The 25765-nt window shown below is 71.1% G+C and carries 23 protein-coding genes and 1 pseudogene; 15 read left to right on the plus strand and 9 right to left on the minus strand.

Annotated features, from left to right (window positions below; all coding sequences use genetic code 11):
- Positions 1-69 precede the first annotated feature (69 nt).
- Complete coding sequence (locus tag ABZV34_RS28235; RefSeq protein WP_356282429.1) at positions 70-645, plus strand: dienelactone hydrolase family protein; 576 nt, start codon at positions 70-72, stop codon at positions 643-645.
- Positions 646-697: 52 nt separating this feature from the next.
- Here the strand turns inward: ABZV34_RS28235 and ABZV34_RS28240 are convergent, their stop codons facing one another.
- A complete protein-coding gene (locus ABZV34_RS28240) occupies positions 698-2365 on the minus strand; it encodes an alkaline phosphatase D family protein (RefSeq protein ID WP_356282432.1) in 1668 nt (555 codons plus the stop codon).
- A gap of 364 nt (positions 2366-2729) precedes the next feature.
- Between ABZV34_RS28240 and ABZV34_RS28245 the strand changes: the two are divergent.
- Positions 2730-3928, plus strand: a pseudogene (locus ABZV34_RS28245) (IS110 family transposase).
- Positions 3929-3936: 8 nt separating this feature from the next.
- Here ABZV34_RS28245 and ABZV34_RS28250 read toward each other — a convergent pair.
- From ABZV34_RS28250 to ABZV34_RS28260, 3 genes are all read right to left on the minus strand, one after another.
- On the minus strand, positions 3937-4749 hold the full coding sequence (locus ABZV34_RS28250; RefSeq protein ID WP_356282435.1) for a DsbA family protein: 813 nt from the start codon (positions 4747-4749) through the stop codon (positions 3937-3939).
- 79 nt (positions 4750-4828) lie between these two features.
- Complete coding sequence (locus ABZV34_RS28255) at positions 4829-5506, minus strand: hypothetical protein (protein ID WP_356282438.1); 678 nt, start codon at positions 5504-5506, stop codon at positions 4829-4831.
- Between the two features lie 85 nt (positions 5507-5591).
- Positions 5592-6920 (minus strand): DUF2252 domain-containing protein, encoded by a 1329-nt coding sequence (locus ABZV34_RS28260; protein ID WP_356282441.1) that lies wholly within the window; start codon positions 6918-6920, stop codon positions 5592-5594.
- Positions 6921-7200: 280 nt separating this feature from the next.
- Between ABZV34_RS28260 and dnaE the strand changes: the two genes are divergently transcribed.
- On the plus strand, positions 7201-10740 hold the full coding sequence (gene dnaE, locus ABZV34_RS28265) for a DNA polymerase III subunit alpha (RefSeq protein ID WP_356282443.1): 3540 nt from the start codon (positions 7201-7203) through the stop codon (positions 10738-10740).
- Between the two features lie 93 nt (positions 10741-10833).
- On the opposite strand, the gene ABZV34_RS28270 is transcribed toward dnaE, so the two are convergent.
- The gene (locus ABZV34_RS28270; protein WP_351718453.1) at positions 10834-11010 is read right to left on the minus strand and encodes a hypothetical protein; all 177 of its coding nucleotides are present in this window, start codon (positions 11008-11010) and stop codon (positions 10834-10836) included.
- A 229-nt stretch (positions 11011-11239) separates the two neighbouring features.
- Between ABZV34_RS28270 and ABZV34_RS28275 the strand changes: the two genes are divergently transcribed.
- The 4 genes from ABZV34_RS28275 (at position 11240) to ABZV34_RS28290 (ending at position 15379) form a co-directional block, all read left to right on the plus strand.
- Complete coding sequence (locus ABZV34_RS28275) at positions 11240-12457, plus strand: NYN domain-containing protein (RefSeq protein ID WP_356282446.1); 1218 nt, start codon at positions 11240-11242, stop codon at positions 12455-12457.
- Between the two features lie 307 nt (positions 12458-12764).
- Positions 12765-13736: an ABC transporter ATP-binding protein gene (locus ABZV34_RS28280; RefSeq protein WP_356282488.1), complete on the plus strand. Its 972-nt coding sequence runs from the start codon at positions 12765-12767 to the stop codon at positions 13734-13736.
- Positions 13737-13845: 109 nt separating this feature from the next.
- The gene (locus ABZV34_RS28285) at positions 13846-14682 is read left to right on the plus strand and encodes an ABC transporter permease (protein ID WP_356282449.1); all 837 of its coding nucleotides are present in this window, start codon (positions 13846-13848) and stop codon (positions 14680-14682) included.
- A gap of 34 nt (positions 14683-14716) precedes the next feature.
- Positions 14717-15379, plus strand: a complete 663-nt coding sequence (locus tag ABZV34_RS28290; RefSeq protein WP_356282452.1) for an AAA family ATPase — start codon at positions 14717-14719, stop codon at positions 15377-15379.
- 241 nt (positions 15380-15620) lie between these two features.
- On the opposite strand, the gene ybaK is transcribed toward ABZV34_RS28290, so the two are convergent.
- From ybaK to ABZV34_RS28310, 4 genes are all read right to left on the minus strand, one after another.
- Positions 15621-16124 (minus strand): Cys-tRNA(Pro) deacylase, encoded by a 504-nt coding sequence (gene ybaK / locus ABZV34_RS28295; protein ID WP_356282455.1) that lies wholly within the window; start codon positions 16122-16124, stop codon positions 15621-15623.
- Between the two features lie 26 nt (positions 16125-16150).
- On the minus strand, positions 16151-16891 hold the full coding sequence (locus tag ABZV34_RS28300) for an LON peptidase substrate-binding domain-containing protein (RefSeq protein ID WP_329526142.1): 741 nt from the start codon (positions 16889-16891) through the stop codon (positions 16151-16153).
- 11 nt (positions 16892-16902) lie between these two features.
- Positions 16903-17922, minus strand: a complete 1020-nt coding sequence (locus ABZV34_RS28305; protein WP_356282458.1) for a hypothetical protein — start codon at positions 17920-17922, stop codon at positions 16903-16905.
- A 181-nt stretch (positions 17923-18103) separates the two neighbouring features.
- On the minus strand, positions 18104-19684 hold the full coding sequence (locus ABZV34_RS28310) for an oxidoreductase (protein ID WP_356282461.1): 1581 nt from the start codon (positions 19682-19684) through the stop codon (positions 18104-18106).
- Positions 19685-19857: 173 nt separating this feature from the next.
- Here ABZV34_RS28310 and hisD point away from each other — a divergent pair, with 173 nt between their 5' ends.
- The 8 genes from hisD (at position 19858) to hisF (ending at position 25636) form a co-directional block, all read left to right on the plus strand.
- Positions 19858-21183 (plus strand): histidinol dehydrogenase, encoded by a 1326-nt coding sequence (gene hisD, locus ABZV34_RS28315; RefSeq protein WP_356282464.1) that lies wholly within the window; start codon positions 19858-19860, stop codon positions 21181-21183.
- Complete coding sequence (locus ABZV34_RS28320; RefSeq protein WP_356282467.1) at positions 21180-22286, plus strand: histidinol-phosphate transaminase; 1107 nt, start codon at positions 21180-21182, stop codon at positions 22284-22286. Before hisD ends, ABZV34_RS28320 begins: the two co-directional genes overlap by 4 nt.
- Positions 22283-22876, plus strand: coding sequence for an imidazoleglycerol-phosphate dehydratase HisB (hisB, locus tag ABZV34_RS28325; protein ID WP_266698512.1), 594 nt, complete (start codon positions 22283-22285; stop codon positions 22874-22876). Before ABZV34_RS28320 ends, hisB begins: the two co-directional genes overlap by 4 nt.
- A gap of 88 nt (positions 22877-22964) precedes the next feature.
- Positions 22965-23129 (plus strand): hypothetical protein, encoded by a 165-nt coding sequence (locus ABZV34_RS28330; RefSeq protein WP_356282470.1) that lies wholly within the window; start codon positions 22965-22967, stop codon positions 23127-23129.
- Positions 23120-23767: an imidazole glycerol phosphate synthase subunit HisH gene (gene hisH, locus ABZV34_RS28335; RefSeq protein WP_356282473.1), complete on the plus strand. Its 648-nt coding sequence runs from the start codon at positions 23120-23122 to the stop codon at positions 23765-23767. The genes ABZV34_RS28330 and hisH overlap by 10 nt, the downstream gene beginning before the upstream one ends.
- Complete coding sequence (priA, locus tag ABZV34_RS28340) at positions 23764-24489, plus strand: bifunctional 1-(5-phosphoribosyl)-5-((5-phosphoribosylamino)methylideneamino)imidazole-4-carboxamide isomerase/phosphoribosylanthranilate isomerase PriA (RefSeq protein WP_356282476.1); 726 nt, start codon at positions 23764-23766, stop codon at positions 24487-24489. Before hisH ends, priA begins: the two co-directional genes overlap by 4 nt.
- The gene (locus ABZV34_RS28345; protein ID WP_356282479.1) at positions 24486-24884 is read left to right on the plus strand and encodes a RidA family protein; all 399 of its coding nucleotides are present in this window, start codon (positions 24486-24488) and stop codon (positions 24882-24884) included. Before priA ends, ABZV34_RS28345 begins: the two co-directional genes overlap by 4 nt.
- Positions 24881-25636: an imidazole glycerol phosphate synthase subunit HisF gene (gene hisF, locus ABZV34_RS28350; RefSeq protein WP_356282482.1), complete on the plus strand. Its 756-nt coding sequence runs from the start codon at positions 24881-24883 to the stop codon at positions 25634-25636. The genes ABZV34_RS28345 and hisF overlap by 4 nt, the downstream gene beginning before the upstream one ends.
- The last annotated feature ends 129 nt before the right edge of the window (positions 25637-25765 follow it).

Here is a 25765-nt window from a genome sequence, read left to right on the forward strand (position 1 = left end):
TGTTCTCGCGAGGGAACGGGGTACGCCCTGCTCCCGTCGCTGTCGGTGCCGGCTGGCACCATGGGACGCATGAACATCATGCTCTTCCACTCGACGTACGGTCCCCGGCCCGCGGTGCGCGCGGCGGCCGACCGGCTGCGGGCCGCGGGACACGAGGTGTGGACGCCCGACCTCTTCGAGGGGCGCACCTTCGAGACCGTGGAGGAAGGCATGGCCTTCAAGGACGAGATCGGCAAGGTCGAGCTGCTGAAGCGCGCGGTCCTGGCCGCCGCGCCCTATTCGGACCGAGGTCTGGTCTACGCCGGGTTCTCCCTCGGCGCCTCCCTCGCGCAGACCCTGGCGCTCGGCGACGAGAAGGCCCGCGGACTGCTCCTGCTGCACGGCACGTCGGACATCGCGGAGAACGCGTCGGTGGACGAACTGCCGGTCCAGCTCCATGTCGCCGAGCCCGACCAGTTCGAGACGGACGACTGGCTGGGTGCCTGGTATCTGCAGATGCGGAGAGCGGGCGCCGAGGTGGAGATCTACCGGTACGCGGGCGCTGGCCACCTCTACACCGACCCGGAACTGCCCGACTACGACGCCGAGGCGGCCGAGGCCACCTGGAGGGTGGCGCTCGGCTTCCTCGACAGTCTCCAGCCGTAGCCGTAGCCGTAGCCGGTTGCGGTGGCCGTGGTCGGGTGCCCGCGATCCGTGGCTACACCGGGTCGTAGGTCCGTTCCACCTTCTGCGATCCGTTCGGCGTGCGGTACGAACGGGTCCAGGACGAGGTGGCGTTCGGGTTCGTGCGGTCGGAGATCACGTAGTAGTCCATCTGCGCCCGGGTGGCGGTGATGTCCAGGACGCCGTATCCGTGGCGGTCGGTGTCGACCCAGTGGACGTGCCGGTTCGCCGCTCGGATGACCGGGGAGGCGATCGCCGACACGACGCCCTCGGGGACCTTGACGATGTCGTCGAGGTTGTCGGAGGTCATCGAGGTGACCACGAACTCCGTGGCGGCGGACGGGGACAGCGGGTAGGTGCCGGCGTCCACCGGCACGTCGTTGGCCCACGCCATGTGGATGTCACCGGTCAGGAAGACCGTGTTGCGGATGGCGTTGGAGCGCAGGTGCGCGAGGAGTTCGCGGCGGTCGTCGGTGTAGCCGTCCCACTGGTCGGTGTTGAGGGCGATGCCCTCCCCGGGCAGGCCGAGCAGCTTGGCGAGCGGCTTGAGCAGGTCGGCGGAGAGGGACCCCACCGCGAACGGCGAGATCATCACCGAGTTGCCGACCAGCCGCCAGGTGGTGTCCGAGGCCTTGAGCCCGGACTTCAGCCAGTCGAGCTGGACGCGGCCGGTGATCGTACGGTCCGGGTCGTCGACCGAGCCGCTGGCCGTGGACGCCTGCTGGGACCGGAAGGAGCGCAGGTCGAGCAGGGAGAGGTCGGCGAGCTTGCCGAAGCGCAGCCGGCGGTAGGTGGTGCCCTCGATCGCCGGGCGGACCGGCATCCACTCGAAGTAGGCCTGCTTCGCGGCCGCCTGACGGGCGGTCCAGGTGCCCTCGGCGCCCTCGGTGTGGTTGACCGCGCCGCCCGACCAGGCGTTGTCGGCGAACTCGTGGTCGTCCCAGATCGCCACGACCGGCGCCTTGTGGTGCAGGGCCTGGAGGTCCGGGTCGGTCTTGTAACGGCCGTGCCGGGTGCGGTAGTCGGCGAGGGTGAGGATCTCGCCCGCGGGGGAGTGCGGCCGTACGACCGTGCCGCGGGTCCCGTACTCGCCGGACTTGTACTCGTAGATGTAGTCGCCGAGGTGCAGCCAGGCGTCCAGGTCGCCGCGGGCCGCGAGGTGGCGGTAGGCCGAGAAGTAGCCGGCCTCCCAGTTGGAGCAGGAGACCACGCCGAAGCGCAGGCCGGCCACGGAGGCGTCGGCGGCCGGCGTGGTGCGGGTGTGGGCGACGGGGGAGTCGGTGCCGCCCGCGGAGAAGCGGAACCAGTAGTCGGTGGCCGGTTCCAGGCCGCGGATGTCGGCCTTGACGGTGTGGTCGGAGGCGGCCGTCGCGGTGAGGGAGCCCTTGGCGACGATCGTGGTGAACGCCTTGTCCTTGGCGACGGTCCAGCTGACCTCGGTGTCCGGGCCGATGCCGGAGCCGGGTATCGCCGCGGAGGTGGGGGTCACCCGGGTCCACAGCAGGACGCCGTCCGGGAGCGGATCCCCGGAGGCGACGCCGTGCAGGAAGGCGGGAGCCTCGGCGGCGCGGGCCGGCAGGGCCGCAGCGAGCGGGGCGGCGAGTACGGCGCCGGCGGCCGCGGCCTTTACGACCGTGCGGCGGCGCGGGGCGCGGGAGTTGACGGCGCCCGAGGGGTCGGATGAGCTCATACGACTGGTCACGAGCGGTCAGGTTACCGACCGGTACGGACAAAGGGCGGGCGAACCGAGAAAGTTCGCCCGCTCTTCGGCTGTTGGACAATTTCGGCCCGGCGCCACCACCGCGGGCGGTGCTCCGGTACGGCCCGAGGGGTCAGGCGGCTCTACCGTCTTGACCGGGTTGATCGAGCCATTCGTAGGGTTGGGTCGCCCAGGGGTGCTGGGTGTGGCTATCAGGCGGCTGCCGTCTCGTGGCTTCGCTCGCTTCGCCACCCGGCACCCCACGACGACTCGGCCGCCGATTAGGAAGTGCGAACAAGTCGCTGCGTAGAGCAATGCCGGCGAGGTCGTCCGTGGCACGAACCGCACGAACACGAACGGCAGGAGCATGATGAGCCGGATATGGACGGGGATCGACAGCGGCAAGGGGCATCACCACGGCCTCGCACTGGACGCCGACGGCAAGACCCTGCTGTCGCGGCGGGTCGCCAACGACGAGCCCGAGCTGCTGAAGCTGATCGGTGACGTCCTGGACCTGGCCGACGGCCGTCAGGCACGTGGGCCATCGACATGACCGGCGGGGAGCCCGCGCTGCTGCTGGCCCTGCTGGTCAGCCACGGTCAGGAGGTCCTCTACATCCCCGGCCGCCTGGTGAACCGGGCATCCGACGGCTATCGCGGCGAGGGCAAGACCGACGCCCGCGACGCCTACGTGATCGCCGACCAGGCCAGGATGCGCCGCGACCTGCGGCCCATCCGCCCCGGAGACGAAGCCGCCATCGAACTGCGGCTGCTGACCGGTCGCCGCGGCGACCTCGTCGAGGACCGCACCCGCTCGGTGAACCGCCTGCGCGGCACACTGCTGGGTATGTTCCCTGCCCTGGAGCGGGCCCTGGACGTGACCAACACCGGCCCGCTCAAGCTGCTGACGGGCCACCAGACCCCGGCCGCGATCCGCCGCGCCGGGGTCACGCGGCTGACCAAGTGGCTGGCCAACCGCAAGGTCCGAGGCGCCAGAGCCCTCGCCGAAGCAGCCGTCGAGGCCGCTGAGCGCCAGCACACCTGCGTCCCCGGGGAGAAGACCATCGCGAAGCTGGTCCACACCCTGGCCGAGGAGGTGATGGCCCTCAACGAGCAGATCTCCGAGATGGACAAGCTCATCGAGGGCCGGTTTCGCGAGCACGAACTCGCTGACATAGTCCAGAGCGTCCCAGGCATCGGCACCGTCCTCGGTGCGGAGTTCCTTGCCGCTGTCGGCGGCAGTCTGGACGGCTTCGACTCCCCGGACGCCCTGGCGGCCTTCGCCGGCGTCGCTCCCGCACCCCGCGACTCGGGCAAGGTCAGCGGCAACCTCCACCGGCCCGTGGTCTATCACCGAAGACTTCAGCGCGTCTTCTACACCTCCGCGCTCGTCAGCGTCCGGTACGACCCGAACTCGCGGGCGTTTTACGACCGCAAACGTGCTGAGGGCAAGAAGCACGTCCAAGCCGTGCTCGCCCTCGCCCGCCGACGCGTCAACGTTCTGTGGGCCCTGATCCGTGACCGACGGTGCTACCAAGTCGCACCTCCAGTGACTACGGCTGCTTGACAACAGCATTAGGAAGCGAGGGCCTTGCCGATCGCCGTCGTGAAGTCGGCGACGGTCATCGGCGCGTTCTTGCCGTCGGAGCCCGTCAGCGTCTTGCCGTCCATCTTCAGGGTCGGAGTGCCCTGCACGCCGCTCTTGTTGAACTTCTCGGACATGTCGAGCGCCCACTTGTCGTAGGTGCCGTCCTTCACGGCCTTCTGGAAGGCCGTGTTGCCCTTGAGGGCGGAGACCGTGTCCGCGACCTTGATCAGGTAGTCGTCGCTCTTGAACTTGTCGTCCGTCTCCTCCGGGTGGTACTTCGCCGAGTACAGCGCGGTCTTGTACTCGAGGAAGGCCTCGGGGCTCACGTTCAGCGCGGCGCCCATGGCACTGAGGGCGTTCTTCGAGCCTTCGCCGGGGCTGCCGTTGTCGATGAACGTGGCGCCGACGTACTCGAGCCTGAACTTGCCGTCGTCGTAGTCCTTCTTGACGGTGCTGCCGACGGTCTGCTCGAACTGGGCGCAGATCGGGCAGCGCGGGTCCTCGTACATCACCAGGGTCTTCTTGGCGGTGCTCTTGCCGAGCACGACGGTGGTGCCGTCGGCGCCGGTGGTGTTGGCCGGCTTGACGAGCTTGTCGTCCTTGGCGGCCTCCCAGTACCCGGGCTTGTTGTTCTGTACGACCGCGTAGCCGACGCCGCCCGCTATCGCGAGGACGGCGACGATGCCGCCGGCCACGATGGCCTGGCGCTTGATCCTGTCGCGCCTGGCCTGGCGCTCGCGCTCGATGCGCAGTTTCTCGCGCGCCGCCGACTTGGCCGTCTGGCTGTTCCGCTTGCTCATGTTGGTGATCTCCATGGGGGCGCGTACTCGTCGTACGCGGGATACGTAAGGGGGACCGCTGGTGCTCAGGTGCTGTCGCTCAGGCGAGAGCGGCCGAGCGGGGCGGGCCACGCCGTCCCAGTGAGTGCACGAACAGGCGCGTACGGGCGGGGGTGCTCCGGCGCGCGGGGCGCGGGAGCCGGCGTACCGGGGTCAGTCGTACGGTCACCGCGGCGACCGCGACCAGCAGCGGCCGGAAGGTGGACGCGGCCACGGCGTGCAGCAGCTGGTCCAGGGCCCGCTCGCCGCGGCGCAGCCAGGCGGCGGCGAGGAGCCCGACGCCGACGTGCGCGGCGAGCAGCAGCCAGGCGGCGGCCGGGTCGGTGTGCACGAGCAGGCCGGCGGCGCGGTCGCCGCCGGCCACACGGGCCAGGGGGGCGCCCACGCTGCCGCCGCACAGTACGTCGAGGCCGATGGCGCGCAGCGGGCCCGCGACCGGGCCGCCGACCCTGCCGTAACAGACGTGCTGGCCCGTGGTGAACACCGTGTCGGCGGCCAGCTCCAGCGGGATGAGCAGGGCCGCGATCCGCCCGAAGCCGCGCTCGCGGCCCGCCAGCGCGTACGAGATGACGAAGACGGCGGCGGTGATCGCGGCCACGGTGCCCAACGGCAGCGCGACCCGGGACAGCAGCACGTGCGACGCGGCGGAGAGCGTCACGACGACAGCCGTGAACAGTGCCGCGCGCACGGCTCTGAGCTGGGTCCCGGATATGTCCATAGCGGAGCCGAGTCTCCCACGCGCTCCCGTAAGAGCCCCCTAAAGGGTCCCTATGTGTTACGGGAGCGTTGTGAGTCCGGCGTGCCTACAGGCCGGGGATCCGGCCGTTGCGGAACAGGTCCACGAAGGTCTGGTGGTCGCCGCGCGCGCGGGCGCCGTAGCTGTGCGCGAAGTCGACCAGGAGGGCGGCGAAGCCTTCCTCGTCGGCCGCGATCGCCGCGTCGATGGCTCGCTCCGTGGAGAACGGCACCAGCTCCGAGTGGCCGCTCTCGTCGTCGGCCGCCGCGTGCATCGCGGCCGTGGCCCGGCCGAGGTCCGCGACGACCGAGGCGATCTCCTCCGGGTCGTCGATGTCGCTCCAGTCCAGGTCCACGGCGTACGGCGAGACCTCGGCGACGAGCTGGCCCGCGCCGTCCAGCTCGGTCCAGCCCAGCCACGGGTCGGCGTGTGCCTGCAGCGCGCGCTGGGAGATCACCGTGCGGTGGCCCTCGTGCTGGAAGTAGTCGCGGATCGAGGAGTCCGTGATGTGCCGGGAGACGGCCGGGGTCTGGGCCTGCTTGATGTAGATCACGACGTCGTTCTCCAGCGCGTCGCTGTTGCCCTCCAGCAGGATGTTGTACGAGGGCAGACCGGCCGAGCCGATGCCGATGCCGCGGCGGCCGACGACGTCCTTCACGCGGTACGAGTCCGGACGGGCGAGCGAGGACTCGGGGAGCGTCTCCAGGTAGCCGTCGAACGCGGCGAGCACCTTGTAGCGGGTGGCCGCGTCCAGCTCGATGGAGCCGCCGCCGGGGGCGAAGCGGCGCTCGAAGTCACGGATCTCGGTCATCGAGTCGAGCAGTCCGAAGCGGGTCAGCGAGCGGGCGTCGCGCAGCGCGTCCAGCAGCGGGCCCTCGGCGGTGTCCAGCGTGAAGGGCGGCACCTCGTCGCTCTTGGCGCCGGTGGCGAGGGAGTGGATGCGCTCGCGGTAGGCGGTCGCGTACACCGTGACCAGCTCGGTGATCTGGTCGTCACTGAGCGCCTTGGCGTAGCCGATGAGGGCCACGGAGGCGGCGAAGCGCTTGAGGTCCCAGGTGAAGGGGCCGACGTACGCCTCGTCGAAGTCGTTCACGTTGAAGATCAGGCGGCCCTGGGCGTCCATGTACGTGCCGAAGTTCTCCGCGTGCAGGTCGCCGTGGATCCACACCCGGGAGGTCCGCTCGTCCAGGTACGGGCCGCCCCGCCGGTCGCCCTCGAGGTCGTGGTAGAAGAGCCCCGCCGTGCCCCGGTAGAACGCGAAGGCGGAGGCCGCCATCTTGCGGAACTTCACACGGAACGCGGCCGGGTCGGCGGCCAGGAGCTCGCCGAAGGCGGTGTCGAAGACGGCGAGGATCTGCTCGCCGCGTTGCTCGGCGCTGAGCTGCGGGACCGACATCGCTGGGTGCCTCCTGGTGCAGGTGGTGCGTGACATGAGGGAAGGACGACAGGGCCGTCCACCCGGGACGGACGTCTTCGTCCTCCCAACGGACGAAGGTACGCGGGAGTGCCCGCGTTCCCCGCACGAAGGTACGGGCGATCCGGCCGCGCGTCACCCGGCCGCCACCGCCTCGCGGTGCCTCGCGTGGCAGTGTTCATCCCGGCTGTCAGTCGCGCGTCATAGACTTCGACGCTGTCCCCCAGACTGTCGCCGATCGTTCTTCTTGGAGGCCGAAACCGTGTCGAAGCCGCCGTTCACGCACCTGCACGTCCACACCCAGTACTCGCTGCTGGACGGTGCCGCGCGGCTCAAGGACATGTTCGACGCCTGCAATGAGATGGGCATGTCACACATCGCGATGAGCGACCACGGCAACCTGCACGGGGCGTACGACTTCTTCCACACGGCCAAGAAGGCGGGCGTCACGCCGATCATCGGCATCGAGGCGTACGTCGCCCCGGAGTCCCGGCGCAACAAGCGGAAGATCCAGTGGGGCCAGCCGCACCAGAAGCGCGACGACGTGTCCGGTTCGGGCGGTTACACGCACAAGACGATCTGGGCGGCGAACCGGACGGGACTGCACAACCTCTTCAAGCTCTCCTCGGACGCGTACGCCGAGGGCTGGCTCACGAAGTGGCCCCGGATGGACAAGGAGACCATCTCCCAGTGGTCCGAGGGGCTCATCGCCTCCACCGGCTGCCCCTCCGGCGAGCTCCAGACCCGGCTGCGCCTCGGCCAGTTCGACGAGGCGCTGAAGGCGGCCGCCGAGTACCAGGACATCTTCGGCAAGGGCCGCTACTTCCTGGAGCTGATGGACCACGGCATCGAGATCGAGCGCCGGGTCCGCGACGGCCTCCTGGAGATCGGCAAGAAGCTCGGCATCCCGCCCCTGGTGACGAACGACTCGCACTACACGTACGCGCACGAGGCGACCGCGCACGACGCCCTGCTCTGCATCCAGACCGGCAAGAACCTCTCCGACCCGGACCGCTTCCGCTTCGACGGCACCGGTTACTACCTGAAGTCGACGGACGAGATGTACGCGGTCGACTCCTCGGACGCCTGGCAGGAGGGCTGCGCCAACACCCTTCTGGTCGCCGAGCAGATCGACACCACCGGCATGTTCGAGGCGAAGAACCTCATGCCGAAGTTCGACATCCCCGAGGGGTTCACCGAGGTCACCTGGTTCAAGGAGGAAGTCCGGCTCGGCATGGAGCGCCGCTTCCCCGGCGGCGTCCCCGACGACCGCCAGAAGCAGGTCGAGTACGAGATGGACGTCATCATCCAGATGGGGTTCCCGGGGTACTTCCTCGTCGTCGCCGACTTCATCATGTGGGCCAAGAACCAGGGCATCGCGGTCGGCCCCGGCCGTGGTTCCGCGGCCGGCTCGATCGTCGCGTACGCCATGGGCATCACCGACCTCGACCCGATCCCGCACGGTCTGATCTTCGAGCGGTTCCTCAACCCCGAGCGCGTCTCCATGCCCGACGTCGACATCGACTTCGACGAGCGCAGGCGCGTCGAGGTGATCAGGTACGTGACCGAGAAGTACGGCGCCGACAAGGTCGCCATGATCGGCACGTACGGCAAGATCAAGGCGAAGAACGCGATCAAGGACTCCGCGCGCGTGCTGGGCTACCCGTACGCGATGGGCGACCGCCTCACCAAGGCGATGCCGGCCGACGTCCTCGGCAAGGGCATCGACCTGAACGGCATCACCGACCCCTCGCACCCCCGCTACAGCGAGGCGGGCGAGATCCGGGCGATGTACGAGAACGAGCCGGACGTGAAGAAGGTCATCGACACCGCCAAGGGCGTCGAGGGCCTGGTCCGGCAGATGGGCGTGCACGCCGCCGGCGTCATCATGTCCAGCGAGCCCATCGTCGACCACGCCCCGGTCTGGGTACGGCACACGGACGGCGTGACCATCACGCAGTGGGACTACCCGCAGTGCGAGTCGCTCGGCCTGCTGAAGATGGACTTCCTCGGCCTGCGCAACCTGACGATCATGGACGACGCCGTCAAGATGGTGAAGTCCAACAAGGGCATCGACCTCGACCTGCTGGCCCTCCCGCTCGACGATCCGACGACCTTCGAACTCCTCCAGCGCGGCGACACCCTCGGCGTCTTCCAGTTCGACGGCGGCCCCATGCGCTCCCTGCTGCGCCTGATGAAGCCCGACAACTTCGAGGACATCTCCGCCGTCTCCGCGCTCTACCGCCCCGGCCCGATGGGCATGGACTCGCACACGAACTACGCGCTCCGCAAGAACAAGCTCCAGGAGATCACCCCGATCCACAAGGAGCTGGAGGAGCCCCTCCAGGAGGTTCTGGCGGTCACCTACGGCCTGATCGTGTACCAGGAGCAGGTGCAGAAGGCCGCCCAGATCATCGCCGGGTACTCGCTCGGCGAGGCCGACATCCTGCGCCGCGTGATGGGCAAGAAGAAGCCCGACGAACTGGCGAAGAACTTCGTCCTCTACCAGAAGGGCGCCCGGGACAAGGGCTACAGCGACGAGGCGATCCAGGCCCTGTGGGACGTGCTGGTCCCCTTCGCCGGCTACGCGTTCAACAAGGCGCACTCGGCCGCGTACGGCCTGGTCTCGTACTGGACCGCCTATCTGAAGGCGAACTTCCCGGCCGAGTACATGGCCGGTCTGCTCACCTCGGTCAAGGACGACAAGGACAAGTCCGCGATCTACCTCAACGAGTGCCGGCGCATGGGCATCAAGGTGCTGCCGCCCAACGTCAACGAGTCGGAGCAGAACTTCGCCGCCCAGGGCGACGACGTGATCCTCTTCGGCCTCTCCGCCGTCCGCAACGTCGGCACGAACGTCGTCGAGTCGATCATCAGGAGCCGCAAGGCCAAGGGGAAGTACGGCTCCTTCCCCGACTACCTCGACAAGGTCGAGGCCGTCGCCTGCAACAAGCGCACCACGGAATCGCTGATCAAGGCCGGCGCGTTCGACACCATGGGGCACACCCGCAAGGGCCTCACCGCACAGTTCGAGCCGATGATCGACAACGTGGTGCAGGTCAAGCGCAAGGAGGCCGAGGGCCAGTTCGACCTCTTCGGCGGCATGGGCGAGGAGGACACCAGCGAGCCCGGCTTCGGACTCGACGTCGAGTTCACGACCGACGAGTGGGACAAGGCCTATCTCCTCGCCCAGGAGCGGGAGATGCTCGGTCTGTACGTCTCCGACCACCCGCTGTTCGGCCTGGAACACGTGCTGTCCGACAAGGCCGACGCGGGCATCTCCCAGCTCACCGGCGGTGAGCACGCGGACGGTGCCGTCGTCACCATCGGCGGCATCATCTCCGGCCTGCAGCGCAAGATGACCAAGCAGGGCAACGCCTGGGCGATCGCCACCGTGGAGGACCTCGCGGGCTCCATCGAGTGCATGTTCTTCCCCGCGACGTACCAGCTGGTGTCCACCCAACTCGTCGAGGACGCGGTCGTCTTCGTCAAGGGACGCCTCGACAAGCGCGAGGACGTGCCGCGCCTCGTCGCGATGGAACTCCAGGTCCCGGACCTGTCCAACGCGGGCACCAACGCGCCCGTGATCCTCACCATCCCGGCGCTGAAGGTCACTCCGCCGATGGTCAGCAGGCTCGGTGAGATCCTCAGCCACCACAAGGGCGAGAGCGAGGTGCGCATCAGGCTCCAGGGCCCGCGCAAGACCACCGTCCTGCGGCTCGACCGGCACCGGGTGAAGGCCGATCCGGCCCTCTTCGGCGACCTGAAGGTCCTGTTGGGCCCGGCCTGCCTGGCGGGCTGACACCGGCGGGGACAGAGGTACGCGAGGGGCGCATCCAAGACCGGATGCGCCCCTCGGTGTGTGTCTGGGCTTCAACAGCCCTTACTCGTGGCCTCAGTTGTGGCCGAAGCGCTTCTGGTGCTTGCGGGCTACGTCCGCGGGGCTGCCCTGGGCCTGTGACATCGGCGTGTGCGCCTCCGTCGAGGACCGCTGCGCCTGCTCCTGCGCGCGTTCGGCCTGCGAGGAGCGGTCCTGCTGGCTGCCCTGCTTGCGGTTCTTGTTCTTGGCCATGGTGATTGCCTCCTGTGGGGCCCGAGGGGTCAGGGCCGGATCCAGATTCACATAGCCTGACAAGCAGTGCATTTCGGAGAATTACCGTGCGTAATAAGCCCTGTCGGAGCGTTATACCCGGATACGCCACGCCGAAGATCGAGTTCGGGCCGTTAACCTCCGCGCCGTCGGGCAGACTCGAAGGAAGCCCGAAGCAAACCTCCCGGAAACCGGAAAGAGGGTGGACCCCGTGGACCGCTGCATCGTCCTGGTGGACGCCGGGTATCTGCTCGGTGCTGCCGCCAGTCTCCTGGCCGGGGAGCCCTCGAGATCCCGGATCACCGTCGACCACGGTGCCCTCATCCAGGGGCTCCGCGACCGTGCCGAATCCGACACGGAGCGGCCCCTGCTGCGTATCTACTGGTTCGACGGCGCCCCCGACCGCGTACCGCAGCCGGAGCACCGCAGGCTCAGGGTGATGCCGCGGGTGACGGTCCGCCTCGGCGCGCTGACCCGCAGCGACGGGCGGTGGGCGCAGAAGGGCGTCGACGCCGCCATGCACGCCGAGCTCACCGAACTCGCCCGCAACCGCGCCTGCTCCGACGTGGTCCTGGTGACCGGCGACGGAGATCTGCTGCCGGGCATGATGGCCGCCAAGGAGCACGGTGTCGCCGTACACCTGTGGGCCGTGCAGGCCGCCGACGGGGACTACAACCAGTCCGAGGACCTGGTCGCCGAGGCCGACGAGCGGCGGGTGCTGGACCGGACCTGGATCACCAAGGCCGTACGGGCCAGGGAGACCGGCGGGATCTGCGCCCCACCGCCCGCGCCGCGTCCCGAGATCGCCGCGATCCTCTCCGCGCCGCTGCCCGACTCCTCACTCGCCGGCTCCGCCGAGCGCCCGGCCCAGGACGGGGAGCACGGCCAGGCCGCCGCATCGCGGAACGGCGCCGAGGAGCGTGTTCCCGCCCCCAAGGGCGTCCCCACACCGAAGGACCTCGCCGCACTGCGCGCACCCGGCGTCCAGGCCGTCCAGCCCCCTACCAGCGCCACCCTGCGCTGGTCCTCCGACAAGGGGTGGGTCGAGCGCCCGGGGGGCACCACGGAGTCCGCCGAGTCCGCCGCGCTGCCCACGCTCGCCCAGCTCACCTCCGCCGAGCAGCGCTGGGCCGACCGGGAGGAGGACATCACCACGGTCGGCGGCGACCCGTACGAGGTCGGACAGGTCTTCGCGCGCCGCTGGATGGGGCGGCTGACGGACCAGAGCCATCTGCAGAAGCTGTCCGCGATGTACCCGCGCGTCCCGCACCGCGTCGACGGCGAGCTGCTGCGCTACGCCGCGCGCTTCGGTCTGCTCGCGCACAAGGACGACCAGATCGACGAACACGACCGTTATGCGATCAGGGCCGGTTTCTGGCGCGAGATCGACGTGCGTACGGCCGCGGAGCACGCCCCTGCCGGGGAGTGAACCGGGGAGCCGTCGCACCCCCGCCGAAGCCGGTCGAGCCCGCGTCCGATTCTCTTCCGCCTCCTTCGCCGCGGGTGGGCGGGAACCGGTCACCGGGCCGTCCGAGCCCGTGCGGGAGCCCGCCCGGTCCGGGTCCGTGAAGGAGCCGGCCGGTCGCACGCCGGGCTCGAGACCCGGTCCAGCGCCGCTCGGAACCGGGCTGAGGCGAGGGCCCCGGACGCATAACGGGGCATCGGACCCCGTAGGCTCGTCCTTCGTGAGTACGCGCACGGCACAGGCAGTCCGGAACGGACACGGGGGCGGTCTCGTGTGCGCGGTGCGCGCGCTGACCAAGACCTATCCGGCCGTCCGCGGACGGCGGGGCGCCCCCGGCACGCCCGAGGTGCGGGCCACCGACGGGGTGCGGCTGGACATCCGGCGCGGCGAGATCTTCGGACTGCTCGGGCCGAACGGTGCCGGCAAGTCGACCCTCGTCCGCCAGCTCACCGGACTCATGCGACCCGACAGCGGCAGTGTCGAGATCCTCGGGCACGACATCGTGCGCCACCCCGAGCGGGCGGCGCGGATCCTCGCCTACCTCGGACAGGAGTCCACCGCCCTCGACGAGCTGACCGTGTCGCTGGCGGCGGAGACGACCGGGCGACTGCGCGGACTGGAGCTCCGCGAGGCGCGGGCCGAGCGGGACGCCGTACTCGACGAGCTGGGCCTCACCGCGCTGGCCTCCCGTCCCCTGAAGAAGCTCTCGGGCGGACAGCGGCGGCTCGCGTGCGTCGCCGCCGCACTCGTCGGGGAGCGGCCGCTGCTGGTGCTCGACGAGCCGACCACCGGAATGGACCCCGTCGCCCGGCGGGCCGTCTGGGCCGCTGTCGACCGGCGCCGCGCCGAGCGCGGTACGACCGTGCTGCTGGTCACCCACAACGTCATCGAGGCCGAGACCGTCCTCGACCGGGTCGCCGTCCTCGACCGCGGCCGCGTCATCGCCTGCGACACCCCGGCCGGTCTCAAGGAGCGGGTCGCGGGCGAGGTCCGGGTCGAACTCGTCTGGCGCGAGAACGCCCCGCTGGACGTGCCCGAGGTCGCCGCGCTGCGCTCCCGGGCCGTCGAGGCGGGCCGCCGCTGGACCCTCCGGCTCGCGCCCGAGGAGGCCCGGGCGGCGGTCGCCACGGTCACCGGCGGCGCCGCCTTCGCCGCGCTCGACGACTTCACCCTGGCCACGCCGAGCCTGGAGGACGTGTATCTGGCGCTCGGCGGCGACACGCAGGGGCTGGTGAAGGCGTGAGCGGGAGGGGCCTGGAATCCGTAGGGGAGTCTGTACGGACGGGGAGGGGTGTCATGGGCGTGCGCAACAGGGTCAGGACGGCTGCCGGAGCGAAGAGGAGCAGCTCGACGTGAGTGTCGTACCCGCCGGTGTCGTCACCGCAGAGGCGCTGCCGGGCAGCGTGCTGTCCGTGGCCGAGGAGATCGGCGACGCCGTGGAACTCGGGCCGAGGGCACGGCTGTGGCCCTCCCTCGCCGCCGTGTACCGGGCGCAGCTGTCCCGGGCGCGCGTGGCGCGGATCCCGCTGCTGTTCGTGGCCACCTTCCAGTCCGTCGGGATCATGATCCTGATGCGGGGTGTGGTGGACGGCGGGGGCGAGGCGCGGGCCGTGGTGGCCGGGGCGACGGTCCTGGTGGTCGCCTTCGTCGCGCTCAACCTCCTCGCGCAGTACTTCGGGCACCTGCGGTCCAGCGGCGGCCTCGACCACTACGCGACACTGCCGGTGCCGCCGGCCGCCGTCGTGCTCGGTGCCGCGGGCGCGTACGCGTCCTTCACGGTGCCCGGGACCGTCGCCACCGCCGTCTTCGGCTGTGTGCTCTTCGGGCTGCCGATGGCTCATCTGTGGGTGCTCGTGGCGGTGATCCCGCTCGCGGGCGCGGCGCTCGCCGGGCTGGGAGCGGCGCTCGGGCTGCTCGCGCCGCGGCCCGAGCTCGCGACGCTGCTGGGGCAGCTGGGCATGTCCGCGGCGCTGCTGCTGGGGGTGCTGCCGGCCGACCGGCTGCCGACGGTCGTGCAGTACGGGCGTGATCTGCTGCCGTCGACGTACGGCGTCGAGGCCTTCGCACGGTCTTTCGGGGCGCACCCGGACTGGACCTTCGTCCTCGGCGACCTCGCCGTCTGCGCGGGCGTCGGGGTCGCCTCGCTGGCCGTGGCGACCTGGGCGTACCGCCGGGCGGCCGTCCGGTGACGCGGCCGTCGGCCGGGCCTGGCACGATGTCAGGGTGACCGCACCGCTGACTCCGCCTCCGCCGCCGCATCATCAGCCCTCGGACAACGCCCACGGGTGGCAGGCTCCGCCCGCCGGTGGCGCCGCCGGGTACGCCGGGTACGAGAAGGATGGGCCCGGGATGAGGACGGAAGTGCGGGACGCCGCCGTCATCACGGTGGCGGTGGCGTTGGCGGGGGTGCTGCTCGGCGTGCTGTGGTGGTGGCTGGCGCCGCATGTGCCGCTGGTCGCGGACGACAGCGCCGTGTATCTGAAGGACACCGAGGGGGAGCAGGCCATCGGGGTGGACGGAACGTTCACGCTGCTCGCGCTCGGGTTCGGGGTGGTCAGCGCGGCCGTCGTGTTCCTGGTGCGGCGGCGCGGGGGTGTGCCGCTGGTCGTCGGGCTCGCCGTGGGCGCTCTGCTCGGGTCGCTGCTCGCGTGGCGGCTCGGCGTCTATCTGGGGCCCACGCAGAACGTGGTCGCCCATGCCAAGGCCGTGGGCAAGGGGGTGACCTTCTCCGCGCCGTTGAAGCTGGGGGCGAGGGGGGCGCTGCTGGCCTGGTCGCTCGGTGCGTTGGTGGTGCATCTGGGGTTGACCGCGTTGTTCGGGCCGCGGGATCCGGATCCCTACGAGAGTCCCTACTCGGCGTTTCCGCCGGGGCCTCCGGCGGGCTGAGGAGTCCATCGGCCTCGGGGTGTTTCGCCCCCGCCGCCTACCCGACCCATCCGTGTGTCCTGGGGGCTCCGCCCCCCAGGCCCCCGCCAAGGGGCTTGCGCCCCCTGGACCCCCGCCTTCGCCCGAAGGGCCCGTCCTCGAACGCCGGACGGGCTGGAGATGCGGGCCCGCGCTGGATGGTTGCGGGCGGTTGCGGGAAGCGGCAGCCCCCGGGTACGGGCGGGACCCCTGTTCCCCCGGTTCAGCCCCGTGCGACAGGCGCGCGTACGGCCTCAGTGAGGGCCGCGAGGTCGTCGGGGGCGAGTTCGACCTCCAGGCCGCGCCGCCCCGCCGAGACACAGATCGTCTCGTGCAGCCGGGCGGACGCGTCCAGCACCGTACGGAGTCTCCTGCGCTGGCCCAGGGGCGAGATGCCGCCGAGGACGTAGCCCGTCGTGCGTTCGGCGGCCGCCGGGTCCGCCATCGCCGCCCGTTTGCCGCCCACCGCCGTGGCCAGGGCCTTCAGGTCGAGGGAGCCCGCGACCGGGACCACGGCGACGACGAGGGCGCCGTCCACGTCCGCGACCAGGGTCTTGAAGACCCGGTCGGGGGAGACGCCCATCGCCTCGGCCGCCTCCTCGCCGTAGGAGGGGTGCGCGGGGTCGTGCTCGTAGGCGTGCACCGTGTACGCGACGCCTGCCGCCGTCAGGGCGACGGTCGCGGGGGTGCCCCCGGACTGCTGCTGCTTCTTCGGCTTCTTCGCCATCGGCCTTCCCGGATGCGCGAGGGGTGTCAGTTCAGGCTCGTCGGGCCGCGGGTCAGGTCCGACGCGGGCAACGACGGCAGATTACGGATGATCGCGGTCTCGGCGCGCAGGAGTTTCAGCTCCTCGCGGAGGCGGGAGGCCGTGTCGGAGGCTTGGAGCAGCTTCTGCTTCGCCGGGATGTCCAGCATCGCGGCGGCCGCCACCAGGTAGGAGACCACGGCCGGTTCGTCCGGGAGGTCGGCGCCGGTGGACAGGGAGCGCTCGCGGGCGCCGGCGAGCCGCTTCTGGTACTGGCGGAAGGCGCGCAGGACGCCTTCGGCGAGCGCGCCCGCCTCCTCGCCCGGCTCCTCCGGCAGTTCCTCCAGCTCGGCGGTGAGGAACGCGCCGGAGGCCTCCACGGACAGCAGTCGTACCCGCGTGGTTCCGGTGGCCAGTACCTCGAAGCTGCCGTCGGCACGTTCCCGGATGGTCGCCGCGTCCGCGATGCAGCCCACCTCGTGGAAGGCCAGGAAGGGGTTGTCGCCGAAGCCGGCGGCGGGCCCGCGGTCGGGCACCGCGGTCTGGTCAGGCATGCCGGGGCCGCTCGCCGCGACCTCGTGGCCGTCGCGGATCGCGACGACGGCGAATCGGCGCGGTTCGTCCTCGGGGGTCTTCAGCAGGTCGCGCATCATGGCGCGATAGCGCTCCTCGAAGATGTTCAGAGGCAGCACGAGCCCGGGGAACAGTACCGAGTTCAGCGGGAAGAGGGGGAGCCGGACGGTGGTCACGACGGGCAAGCCTAATGGTCGCCGGAGGGAGCGCGTCCGCCGTGCCCACTCCGTGGATGTACGGGCGTGCGGGAGGCGACCTCCAGACGCACCCCGTCGCGCAGTTCCAGGAACTGGCTCAGGGGGTCGTCGGAGACCCGGTCCCAGGGGAACGAGGTGGCGTAGGGACCGATCAGACGGAGCTGTTCCAGGGCGTCCGTCCAGCGCTCCAGCCTGACCAGGACGTAGGTGAGCAGGTTGCGGACCTCGGCGGGCCACGGATCGGCGGGCCCATAGGCCGCCGAGACCGCGATGGCGAGGTCGGCCGCCGCGTCGAGCCGCTCGCGCCGCACCACGGCCCCGCCGCCCCCGGTCAGGAACGCGAAGGCCGCGCGCACCGGCAGGGCCTGCACCAGGGAGCCGGGCAGCGCGTCCTGGGCGGCCCGCTCGGCGAAGTCGAAGCACTCACGGTGCGAGCCGTACCAGGCGGCCGAGAGGTACTTCAGGGCGGCCACGTGGCATCCGTAGTGGTGCGGGGACCGGCGTACGGCCTCGCCCCACAGCTTCTCGAACTCGGTGTGCCCGGCGTTGGTCCCCCTGGCGTGGTCGAGCGCGATCCGCCACGGCACCGGGTCGTGCGGGTCGCCCTCGGCCGCGGCCGTGATCAGCGGGCCGACCTGGCGCAGCAGTTCGGCGCGGGCGGGCGAGTCCCACCAGCGGCGTACCGCGAGTTCGGCCTTGACCAGCAGCGCGTCCGGGTCGTGCGGGGAGTCGTCCTGCCAGGTGTCGAGCCATTCGCCGCGGCAGCGCGCGAAGCCGGCGAGACGCATCGTGTAGCGGTCGCGGTTCTCCCACTCGGCGGCCTCGCGGGTGGTGGCGAGCAGCTTGGCGGTGATGCCGTACTCGCCGCGGCCCGCGCCGACCAGGGCCGGCGCGAGCCGGTCGTCGGGGGCGTCCAGCAGCACCTCGTCGTCGGCGGGCAGCCCGGCGGCGAGACGTGAGGAGTTACGGGCCATCCGGGCCGTGCGGATGAACGCGCGCAGCAGTGCCATGGTGTCGACCATTGAAAGCCGCAGGTCGGGGCTGTACCAGAGGGGGGCGGTGACGCTTTCGTAACCGTTGATTGGTTGTACGCTAAACAGTCAAGAAGGGGTAAAAAATGACCGTTTCCCAGCTATTGAACCCTGGTCAACAATAGCGGGGCGCCCCGGCCGTGCCCCGGCCTCGCCGCCGTCAGCTGCGCCGCAGCAGCCGTGTCGCTCCCGCCGCCACCGTCGTCGCCAGGATCCAGCCGAGCAGGATCACCACGGCGGCCAGCCACTGCCAGCCGCCGCGCAACTGCCAGACGCCCACCTGTCCGAGGTCGACCACGGGCAGCAGCAGGTCCAGGGCGAACAGCGCCGCGTTCCACGGCGGATGCCCACTGTCGTCGACCGGCGGATGGCTCGCGTGCGAGAAGGCGATCGACGTCGCCGCCCAGAGCACCGCCATCCACAGGGCCGCGCGGCCGGGCCGGTACCCGTAGGCGACCGTCCAGTCCTGCGCGTACCCCCACAGCTTGGCCGCGAGCGGCAGCGTCTCGCGGCGGCGGCGCTGCTTGGCGAGCAGCACCTCGCGCGCGTCCTCGTCCTCGCCGGAGTCGCGCAGCACGGTGGCCAGCCGCTCGTACGGCTCCGGGCTGTACTCGGCGGTCGCCGCGGCCACCCACTCCAGGCGCCGCGTCAGCGGGAACGCGCCCTGGGGCACCAGGTTCTCGTAGCTGAAGCCGCCCATGTGCAGATTGCCCGGCTGGGGCCAGCTGTCCGCGCGGTCGACCAGGTTGACGATCCGCGCTCCGGACAGCACGATCTTGCCCCGCTCGGGCCGCTCCCCGAGAAAGCGCAGCTCCGGCGTCTGCACCCGCAGCAGGGACAGCTCTTGGTCGTCGTCGAAGATGAAGCGGGCCCGCTCGAAATCGACGGCGTCCCCGAACCGCCCGTCGTCCAGCCGTATCCCGCCCCGGCACTCGAACCGCTGCACGAGCGTGCCGCGCGCCGGGGTGGTGCCGCTCATCAGCCAGGGCGCCCCGACGGCCGCGGGTGTCATGTACAGCGTGCGGTTGACGGTCAGCTGGGGGGCGTTCAGGGCGAGCCGGGTGTACGGATTGCTCAGGTTGCTGCCGCGCAGACTGAGCGAGACGCCGACGGTCGCGCCGCGCAGGCTCAGCTCACCGTGCGACTCCAGCATCTCCGCCTGCAGATCCTGGCCGACGAACATGCCGTCGCCGGTGATCGAGCGGCCGCGCCGGTCCCGGTAGACCACGGCCTGGTTGAGCATCAGGTCGGTGCCGATGTGCGCGTCGGTCAGCCGTACGCCGTTGTGGAAGCGGCAGCGCGGCAGATGCAGGTCGCCCTCCGTGTGCAACCGGGCCGCCTCCAGGCGCGGCACCGAGCAGTCGACGAGGCGTACGGTCGTGAAGCGGGCCTCCGGCAGCAGGATCTCCTTCTCGAACCGGCAGCCCTTCAGCTCGATGTACGGCACCACGGTGCCGCCCGCGAGGTCCAGGACGTCGGAGATCTGCACGCCGGTCAGCTTCAGGGAGGCGACCCGGCCTTGCAGGGCGGGCGGCCCGTCGAGCAGCAGCCATGCCACGATCCGCGCCCGCACGCTGCGCTCGGGTCCCCAGGGGTGCCCGCCGTGCGGATCGTCCACGGCGGTGTCCCCGTCGCGCAGGTCGTACACGCTGCCGTTGCGGAAGGCCTGCCACATCCCGGCCTCGGCGGCGGTCAGTTCGTCCGGCAGGTCCCCGGCGCGGGTGCCGGCACCCTCGGTCACGGTGCTTCCCTTCCTCCCCAGCTACTCGCGGGTTCGTACAATCGTTCATGCCCGCTGTGTGACAGGCCGAACGCTACTGGTGACGGGGATGTCCCGGGGGAGACGGGGGTGGCTTGTATCAGCCATTGATACGGGCGACCGGCGCCTTATCTCGGTCTGAGAGAATTGCCCACGTGATCTCCCGAATCGATCTGCGCGGCGACGCCCTCCCCGAAGGCACCGCCCTGCGCGACCTGCTGCCCCGAGCCGACTTCGACGTATCGGCCGCCCTGGAGAAGGTGCGTCCGATCTGCGAGGCCGTGCATCATCGGGGGGACGCGGCGCTGATCGACTACGCGGAGAAGTTCGACGGCGTTCGGCTGGAAGCCGTGCGCGTCCCGGTCCAGGCCCTCACGGACGCCCTGGAGCGGCTCGACCCGGCCGTACGCGCGGCCCTGGAGGAGTCCATCCGCCGGGCCCGCCTGGTCCACCGCGCGCAGCGCCGCACCGCGCACACCACCCAGGTCGTGCGGGGCGGCTCGGTCACCGAGAAGTGGGTGCCGGTCGACCGCGTCGGGCTGTACGCGCCCGGTGGCCGCTCCGTGTACCCGTCGTCCGTGGTCATGAACGTGGTCCCGGCGCAGGAAGCCGGCGTCGGGTCCATCGCGCTCGCCTCCCCGGCCCAGTCCGCGTTCGGCGGCCTGCCGCACCCGACGATTCTCGCGGCCTGCGCCCTCCTCGGTGTCGACGAGGTGTACGCGGCCGGCGGCGCCACGGCCGTCGCGATGTTCGCGTACGGCACCGAGTCCTGCCCGTCCGTCGACATGGTGACCGGTCCCGGCAACATCTGGGTCGCCGCCGCCAAGCGCTACTTCACCGGCCGGATCGGCATCGACGCGGAGGCCGGACCGACCGAGATCGCCGTCCTCGCCGACGAGACCGCAGACCCGGTGCACGTCGCCGCCGACCTGATCAGCCAGGCCGAGCACGACCCCCTGGCCGCGGCCGTCCTGGTCACCGACTCACCGGCCCTCGCGGACGCCGTGGAGAAGGAACTGGAACCGCAGCTCGCGGCCACCAAGCACGTCGACGACCGGATCGTCCCGGCCCTGAACGGCCGCCAGTCCGCGATCGTCCTGGTCGACGGCATCGAGGAGGGTCTGCGCGTCGTCGACGCGTACGGCGCCGAGCACCTGGAGATCCAGACGGCCGACGCGGCCGCGGTCGCCGACCGGGTCCGGAACGCCGGAGCGATCTTCGTCGGCCCCTGGGCCCCCGTCTCGCTCGGCGACTACGCGGCGGGCTCCAACCACGTCCTGCCCACCGGCGGCTGCGCCTGCCACTCCTCGGGCCTGTCCGTCCAGTCCTTCCTGCGTGGCATCCACATCGTCGACTACACGAAGGACGCCCTCGCCGACGTCGCCCACCACGTCGTGACGCTCGCGGAGGCGGAGGACCTGCCCGCCCACGGCGCGGCGATCAAGGCCAGGTTCGGATGGAAGGTACCTGAAGGCAAGTGACCGGCATCGACGATCTCCCCGTACGGGACGAGCTGCGCGGCAAGTCCCCCTACGGCGCGCCCCAGCTCGACGTCGCCGTGCGGCTGAACACCAACGAGAACCCCTACCCGCTGCCCGAACCCCTCGTCGAGCGGATCGCCGAGCGGGTGCGTGAGGCCGCCCGCGACCTCAACCGCTACCCCGACCGGGACGCCGTTCAGCTGCGCACCGAGCTGGCCAGGTACCTGACGAGGACCGGCAAGCACCGGGTCGGCGTCGAGAACGTCTGGGCGGCCAACGGCTCGAACGAGGTCATCCAGCAGCTGCTGCAGACCTTCGGCGGACCCGGCCGCACGGCGATCGGCTTCGAGCCCTCGTACTCGATGCACGCGCTGATCGCGCGCGGCACCGGCACCGGCTGGATCCCCGGCCCGCGCGACGAGGACTTCACCATCGACCCCGCCGCCGCCGAGCGGGCCGTCGCCGAGCACCGCCCCCACGTCGTCTTCCTCACCACCCCCAACAACCCCACCGGCAACGCGCTGCCACGCGAGACGGTCATCGCGCTGTACGAGGCCGCACAGGCGGCCAGGCCGTCGATGGTGATCGTGGACGAGGCCTACGTCGAGTTCAGCCACGGCGACTCGCTGCTGCCGCTGCTCGAAGGACGGCCGAATCTCGTCGTCTCGCGGACGATGTCGAAGGCGTTCGGCGCGGCCGGGCTGCGCCTGGGCTATCTCGCCGCGCACCCGGCGGTCGTCGACGCCGTGCAGCTCGTACGGCTGCCGTACCACCTGTCGGCCGTCACCCAGGCCACGGCCCTGGCCGCCCTGGAGCACACCGACACCCTGCTGGCCTACGTGGAGCGCCTGAAGGCCGAGCGGGACCGGCTGGTCACCGAACTGCGCGCGATCGGGTACGAGGTGACCGAGTCGGACGCCAACTTCGTGCAGTTCGGGCGATTCGCGGACTCCCACGAAGCGTGGCGGAAGATCCTCGACCGGGGCGTCCTGGTCCGGGACAACGGCGTACCGGGCCGGCTGCGGGTCTCCGCGGGCACCCCGGCCGAAAACGACGCGTTCCTGGACGCGGTCCGTGAGTTGAAGAAGGAGCAGAGCGCATGAGCCGCGTCGGAAGAGTGGAGCGGACGACCAAGGAGACGTCGGTCCTCGTCGAGATCGACCTCGACGGGACCGGCCGGGTCGAGGTGTCGACGGGCGTCGGCTTCTACGACCACATGCTCGACCAGCTCGGGCGGCACGGTCTGTTCGACCTGACCGTGAAGACCGAGGGTGACCTGCACATCGACTCCCACCACACCATCGAGGACACCGCCCTCGCGCTGGGCGCCGCCTTCAAGCAGGCGCTCGGCGACAAGGTGGGCATCTACCGCTTCGGCAACTGCACGGTCCCGCTGGACGAGTCGCTCGCCCAGGTGACCGTCGACCTCTCCGGCCGCCCCTACCTCGTGCACACCGAGCCCGAGAACATGGCGCCCATGATCGGCGAGTACGACACGACGATGACCCGGCACATCCTGGAGTCCTTCGTCGCCCAGGCCCAGATCGCGCTGCACGTGCACGTGCCCTACGGGCGCAACGCGCACCACATCGTGGAGTGCCAGTTCAAGGCTCTGGCCAGGGCGCTGCGCTACGCCTCCGAACGCGACCCGCGCGCCGCGGGAATCCTCCCCTCCACCAAGGGCGCGCTGTGAGCGCGGCCCGAGCGGCCACCGCGCCGCACCTGATGACGATGCCCGCCGCGCCCGGCGACGCGGGCACAGAAGCGAACGGAAAGACACTGTGACCGGCCTGTCGAGCATCCTGATCGTCGTCGGACTCTTCCTCCTCGGCGGCATCTACTCCTTCGTCAAGCAGGAGATGCCCAGGAGCCTCGTCGTGCTGCTCTCCATCGGCGCCGCGATGTGCCTGGTCGCGGGGGTCATGAGGCTGGCGGTGTGGAATTGAGCGGCTCCAGGAAGGTCGTCGTCTTCGACTACGGCTTCGGGAACGTGCGCTCCGCCGAGCGCGCCCTCGCCCGCGCCGGCGCCGACGTCGAGATCACCCGTGACTACGACACGGCCATGAACGCGGACGGGCTGCTGGTGCCGGGCGTCGGCGCCTTCGCCGCCTGCATGAAGGGCCTCAGGGACGCCCGAGGTGACTGGATCATCGGCCGCCGTCTGGCGGGCGGCCGCCCGGTGATGGGCATCTGCGTCGGTATGCAGATCCTCTTCGCACGGGGCATCGAGCACGGCGTGGAGACCGAGGGCCTGGACGAGTGGCCGGGCTCGGTCGAGCCGCTGCAGGCCGGCATCGTGCCCCACATGGGCTGGAACACGGTCGAGGCACCGGCGGACTCACGGCTCTTCGCGGGGCTCGGCGCCGACGCGCGCTTCTACTTCGTCCACTCGTACGCCGTCCACGACTGGTCCCTGGACGTCACGAACCCCGCGATCCGCGCGCCCCTGGTCAGCTGGGCGACGCACGGCGAGCCCTTCGTGGCGGCCGTCGAGAACGGCGCGCTGTGGGCCACCCAGTTCCACCCCGAGAAGTCCGGCGACGCCGGAGCCCAGCTCCTCACCAACTGGATCGGAACACTGTGAGCAAGCTCGAACTCCTCCCCGCCGTCGACGTCCGCGACGGCCAGGCCGTCCGGCTCGTGCACGGCGAGTCGGGGACGGAAACTTCTTACGGCTCCCCCCTGGAGGCCGCCCTCGCCTGGCAGCGCTCGGGCGCCGAGTGGCTGCACCTGGTCGACCTGGACGCCGCCTTCGGGACCGGTGACAACCGCGAGCTGATCGCCGAGGTCGCCGGCGCCATGGACATCGAGGTCGAGCTGTCCGGCGGTATCCGCGACGACGACACGCTCGCCGCCGCCCTCGCCACCGGCTGCACCCGCGTCAACCTCGGCACCGCCGCGCTGGAGACCCCCGAATGGGTCGCCAAGGTCATCACCGAGCACGGCGACAGGATCGCGGTCGGCCTCGACGTACGCGGCACGACACTGCGCGGACGCGGCTGGACCCGCGACGGCGGCGACCTCTACGAGACGCTGGCGCGCCTCGACTCCGAGGGCTGCGCGCGCTACGTGGTCACGGACATCGCCAAGGACGGCACGCTGCAGGGCCCGAACCTGGAACTGCTCAGGAACGTCTGCGCCGCGACGGACCGGCCCGTGGTCGCCTCCGGCGGGGTCTCCTCCCTGGACGACCTGCGCGCCATCGCCGCGCTCGTGCCCCTCGGCGTCGAGGGCTCGATCGTCGGGAAGGCCCTGTACGCGAAGGCGTTCACGCTGGAAGAGGCCCTGGAGGCGGTGGCCCGGTGAGCGGCGTCCGACGCGTCACCGGCGGCGCCTCCTGGGAGGAGGCCTTCGGGTACTCCCGCGCCGTGGAACTTCCCAACGGGCTGGTGCTGGTCTCCGGCTGCACCTCCGTGGTCGACGGCGCGATCGTCGACGGCGGCCCGTACGAGCAGGCGGTCACCGCCTTCGGCGTCGCGCTCGCCGCGCTGAAGGAGCTCGGCCTCGACCGCGACACGGTCGTGCGCACCCGTATGTACCTCACCCACGCCCGGGACGCGGAGGAGGTCGGACGCGCCCACAAGGAGCTCTTCGACTCCGTCCGCCCCGCCGCGACCATGATCGTCGTCTCCGGCCTCGTGGACCCGCGGCTGGTCGTCGAGGTCGAGGTGGAGGCGTACCGGGAGGCGACGCGGTCATGACCCTGGCCGTACGAGTGATCCCCTGCCTGGACGTGGACAACGGCCGGGTCGTCAAGGGCGTCAACTTCCAGAACCTGCGCGACGCGGGCGACCCGGTCGAGATGGCCAAGGTGTACGACGCCGAGGGCGCCGACGAACTGACGTTCCTGGACATCACCGCGTCCTCCGGCAACCGCGAGACCACGTACGACGTGGTGCGGCGCACGGCCGAGCAGGTCTTCATCCCGCTGACCGTGGGCGGCGGGGTGCGCACCGCCGAGGACGTGGACAAACTGCTGCGGGCGGGCGCGGACAAGGTCGGGGTCAACACGGCCGCGATCGCCCGGCCCGACCTCATCCGTGAGATCGCCGAGCGTTTCGGCCGTCAGGTCCTCGTGCTGTCGGTGGACGCCCGGCGCACGGAGAGCGGCTCCTTCGAGGTCACCACCCACGGAGGCCGCGAGGGCACCGGCATCGACGCCGTCGAATGGGCCCACCGGGCCGCCGAGCTGGGCGCGGGCGAGATCCTGCTCAACTCGATGGACGCGGACGGCACGAAGGACGGCTACGACATCGAGATGATCGAGGCCGTCCGCAAGCACGTCACCGTGCCGCTGATCGCCAGCGGTGGCGCGGGCCGGCTCGCCGACTTCCCGCCCGCCGTCGGCGCGGGCGCGGACGCGGTGCTCGCCGCGTCCGTCTTCCACTTCGGCGACCTGCGGATCGGCGAGGTGAAGGAGGCGCTGCGGGGGGCGGGGCATCCCGTCCGCTGATCCCGGCGGACCCGCCACCGCGCACACCCCCGGTCCCACCGCCGCAACCCGGTGACCCCGGCCCGGGGGCGCCGGGTGCGCCCCCCGGGGGGGGCGCGCCCGGGGGGGCGGGGGGGCGCGGGGGGGGGC

Source organism: Streptomyces sp. NPDC005195 (assembly GCF_040608315.1).
Taxonomy (GTDB): domain Bacteria; phylum Actinomycetota; class Actinomycetes; order Streptomycetales; family Streptomycetaceae; genus Streptomyces; species Streptomyces kaempferi.

Coding starts and splice junctions, on each gene's coding strand:
- hisF (WP_356282482.1), top strand. CDS start 24,881: ATGACCCTGGCCGTACGAGTGATCCCCTGCCTGGACGTGGACAACGGC.
- ybaK (WP_356282455.1), bottom strand. CDS start 16,124: ATGGCGAAGAAGCCGAAGAAGCAGCAGCAGTCCGGGGGCACCCCCGCG.
- ABZV34_RS28255 (WP_356282438.1), bottom strand. CDS start 5,506: ATGGACATATCCGGGACCCAGCTCAGAGCCGTGCGCGCGGCACTGTTC.
- ABZV34_RS28270 (WP_351718453.1), bottom strand. CDS start 11,010: ATGGCCAAGAACAAGAACCGCAAGCAGGGCAGCCAGCAGGACCGCTCC.
- ABZV34_RS28235 (WP_356282429.1), top strand. CDS start 70: ATGAACATCATGCTCTTCCACTCGACGTACGGTCCCCGGCCCGCGGTG.
- hisB (WP_266698512.1), top strand. CDS start 22,283: ATGAGCCGCGTCGGAAGAGTGGAGCGGACGACCAAGGAGACGTCGGTC.
- ABZV34_RS28305 (WP_356282458.1), bottom strand. CDS start 17,922: ATGGCACTGCTGCGCGCGTTCATCCGCACGGCCCGGATGGCCCGTAAC.
- ABZV34_RS28250 (WP_356282435.1), bottom strand. CDS start 4,749: ATGAGCAAGCGGAACAGCCAGACGGCCAAGTCGGCGGCGCGCGAGAAA.
- ABZV34_RS28260 (WP_356282441.1), bottom strand. CDS start 6,920: ATGTCGGTCCCGCAGCTCAGCGCCGAGCAACGCGGCGAGCAGATCCTC.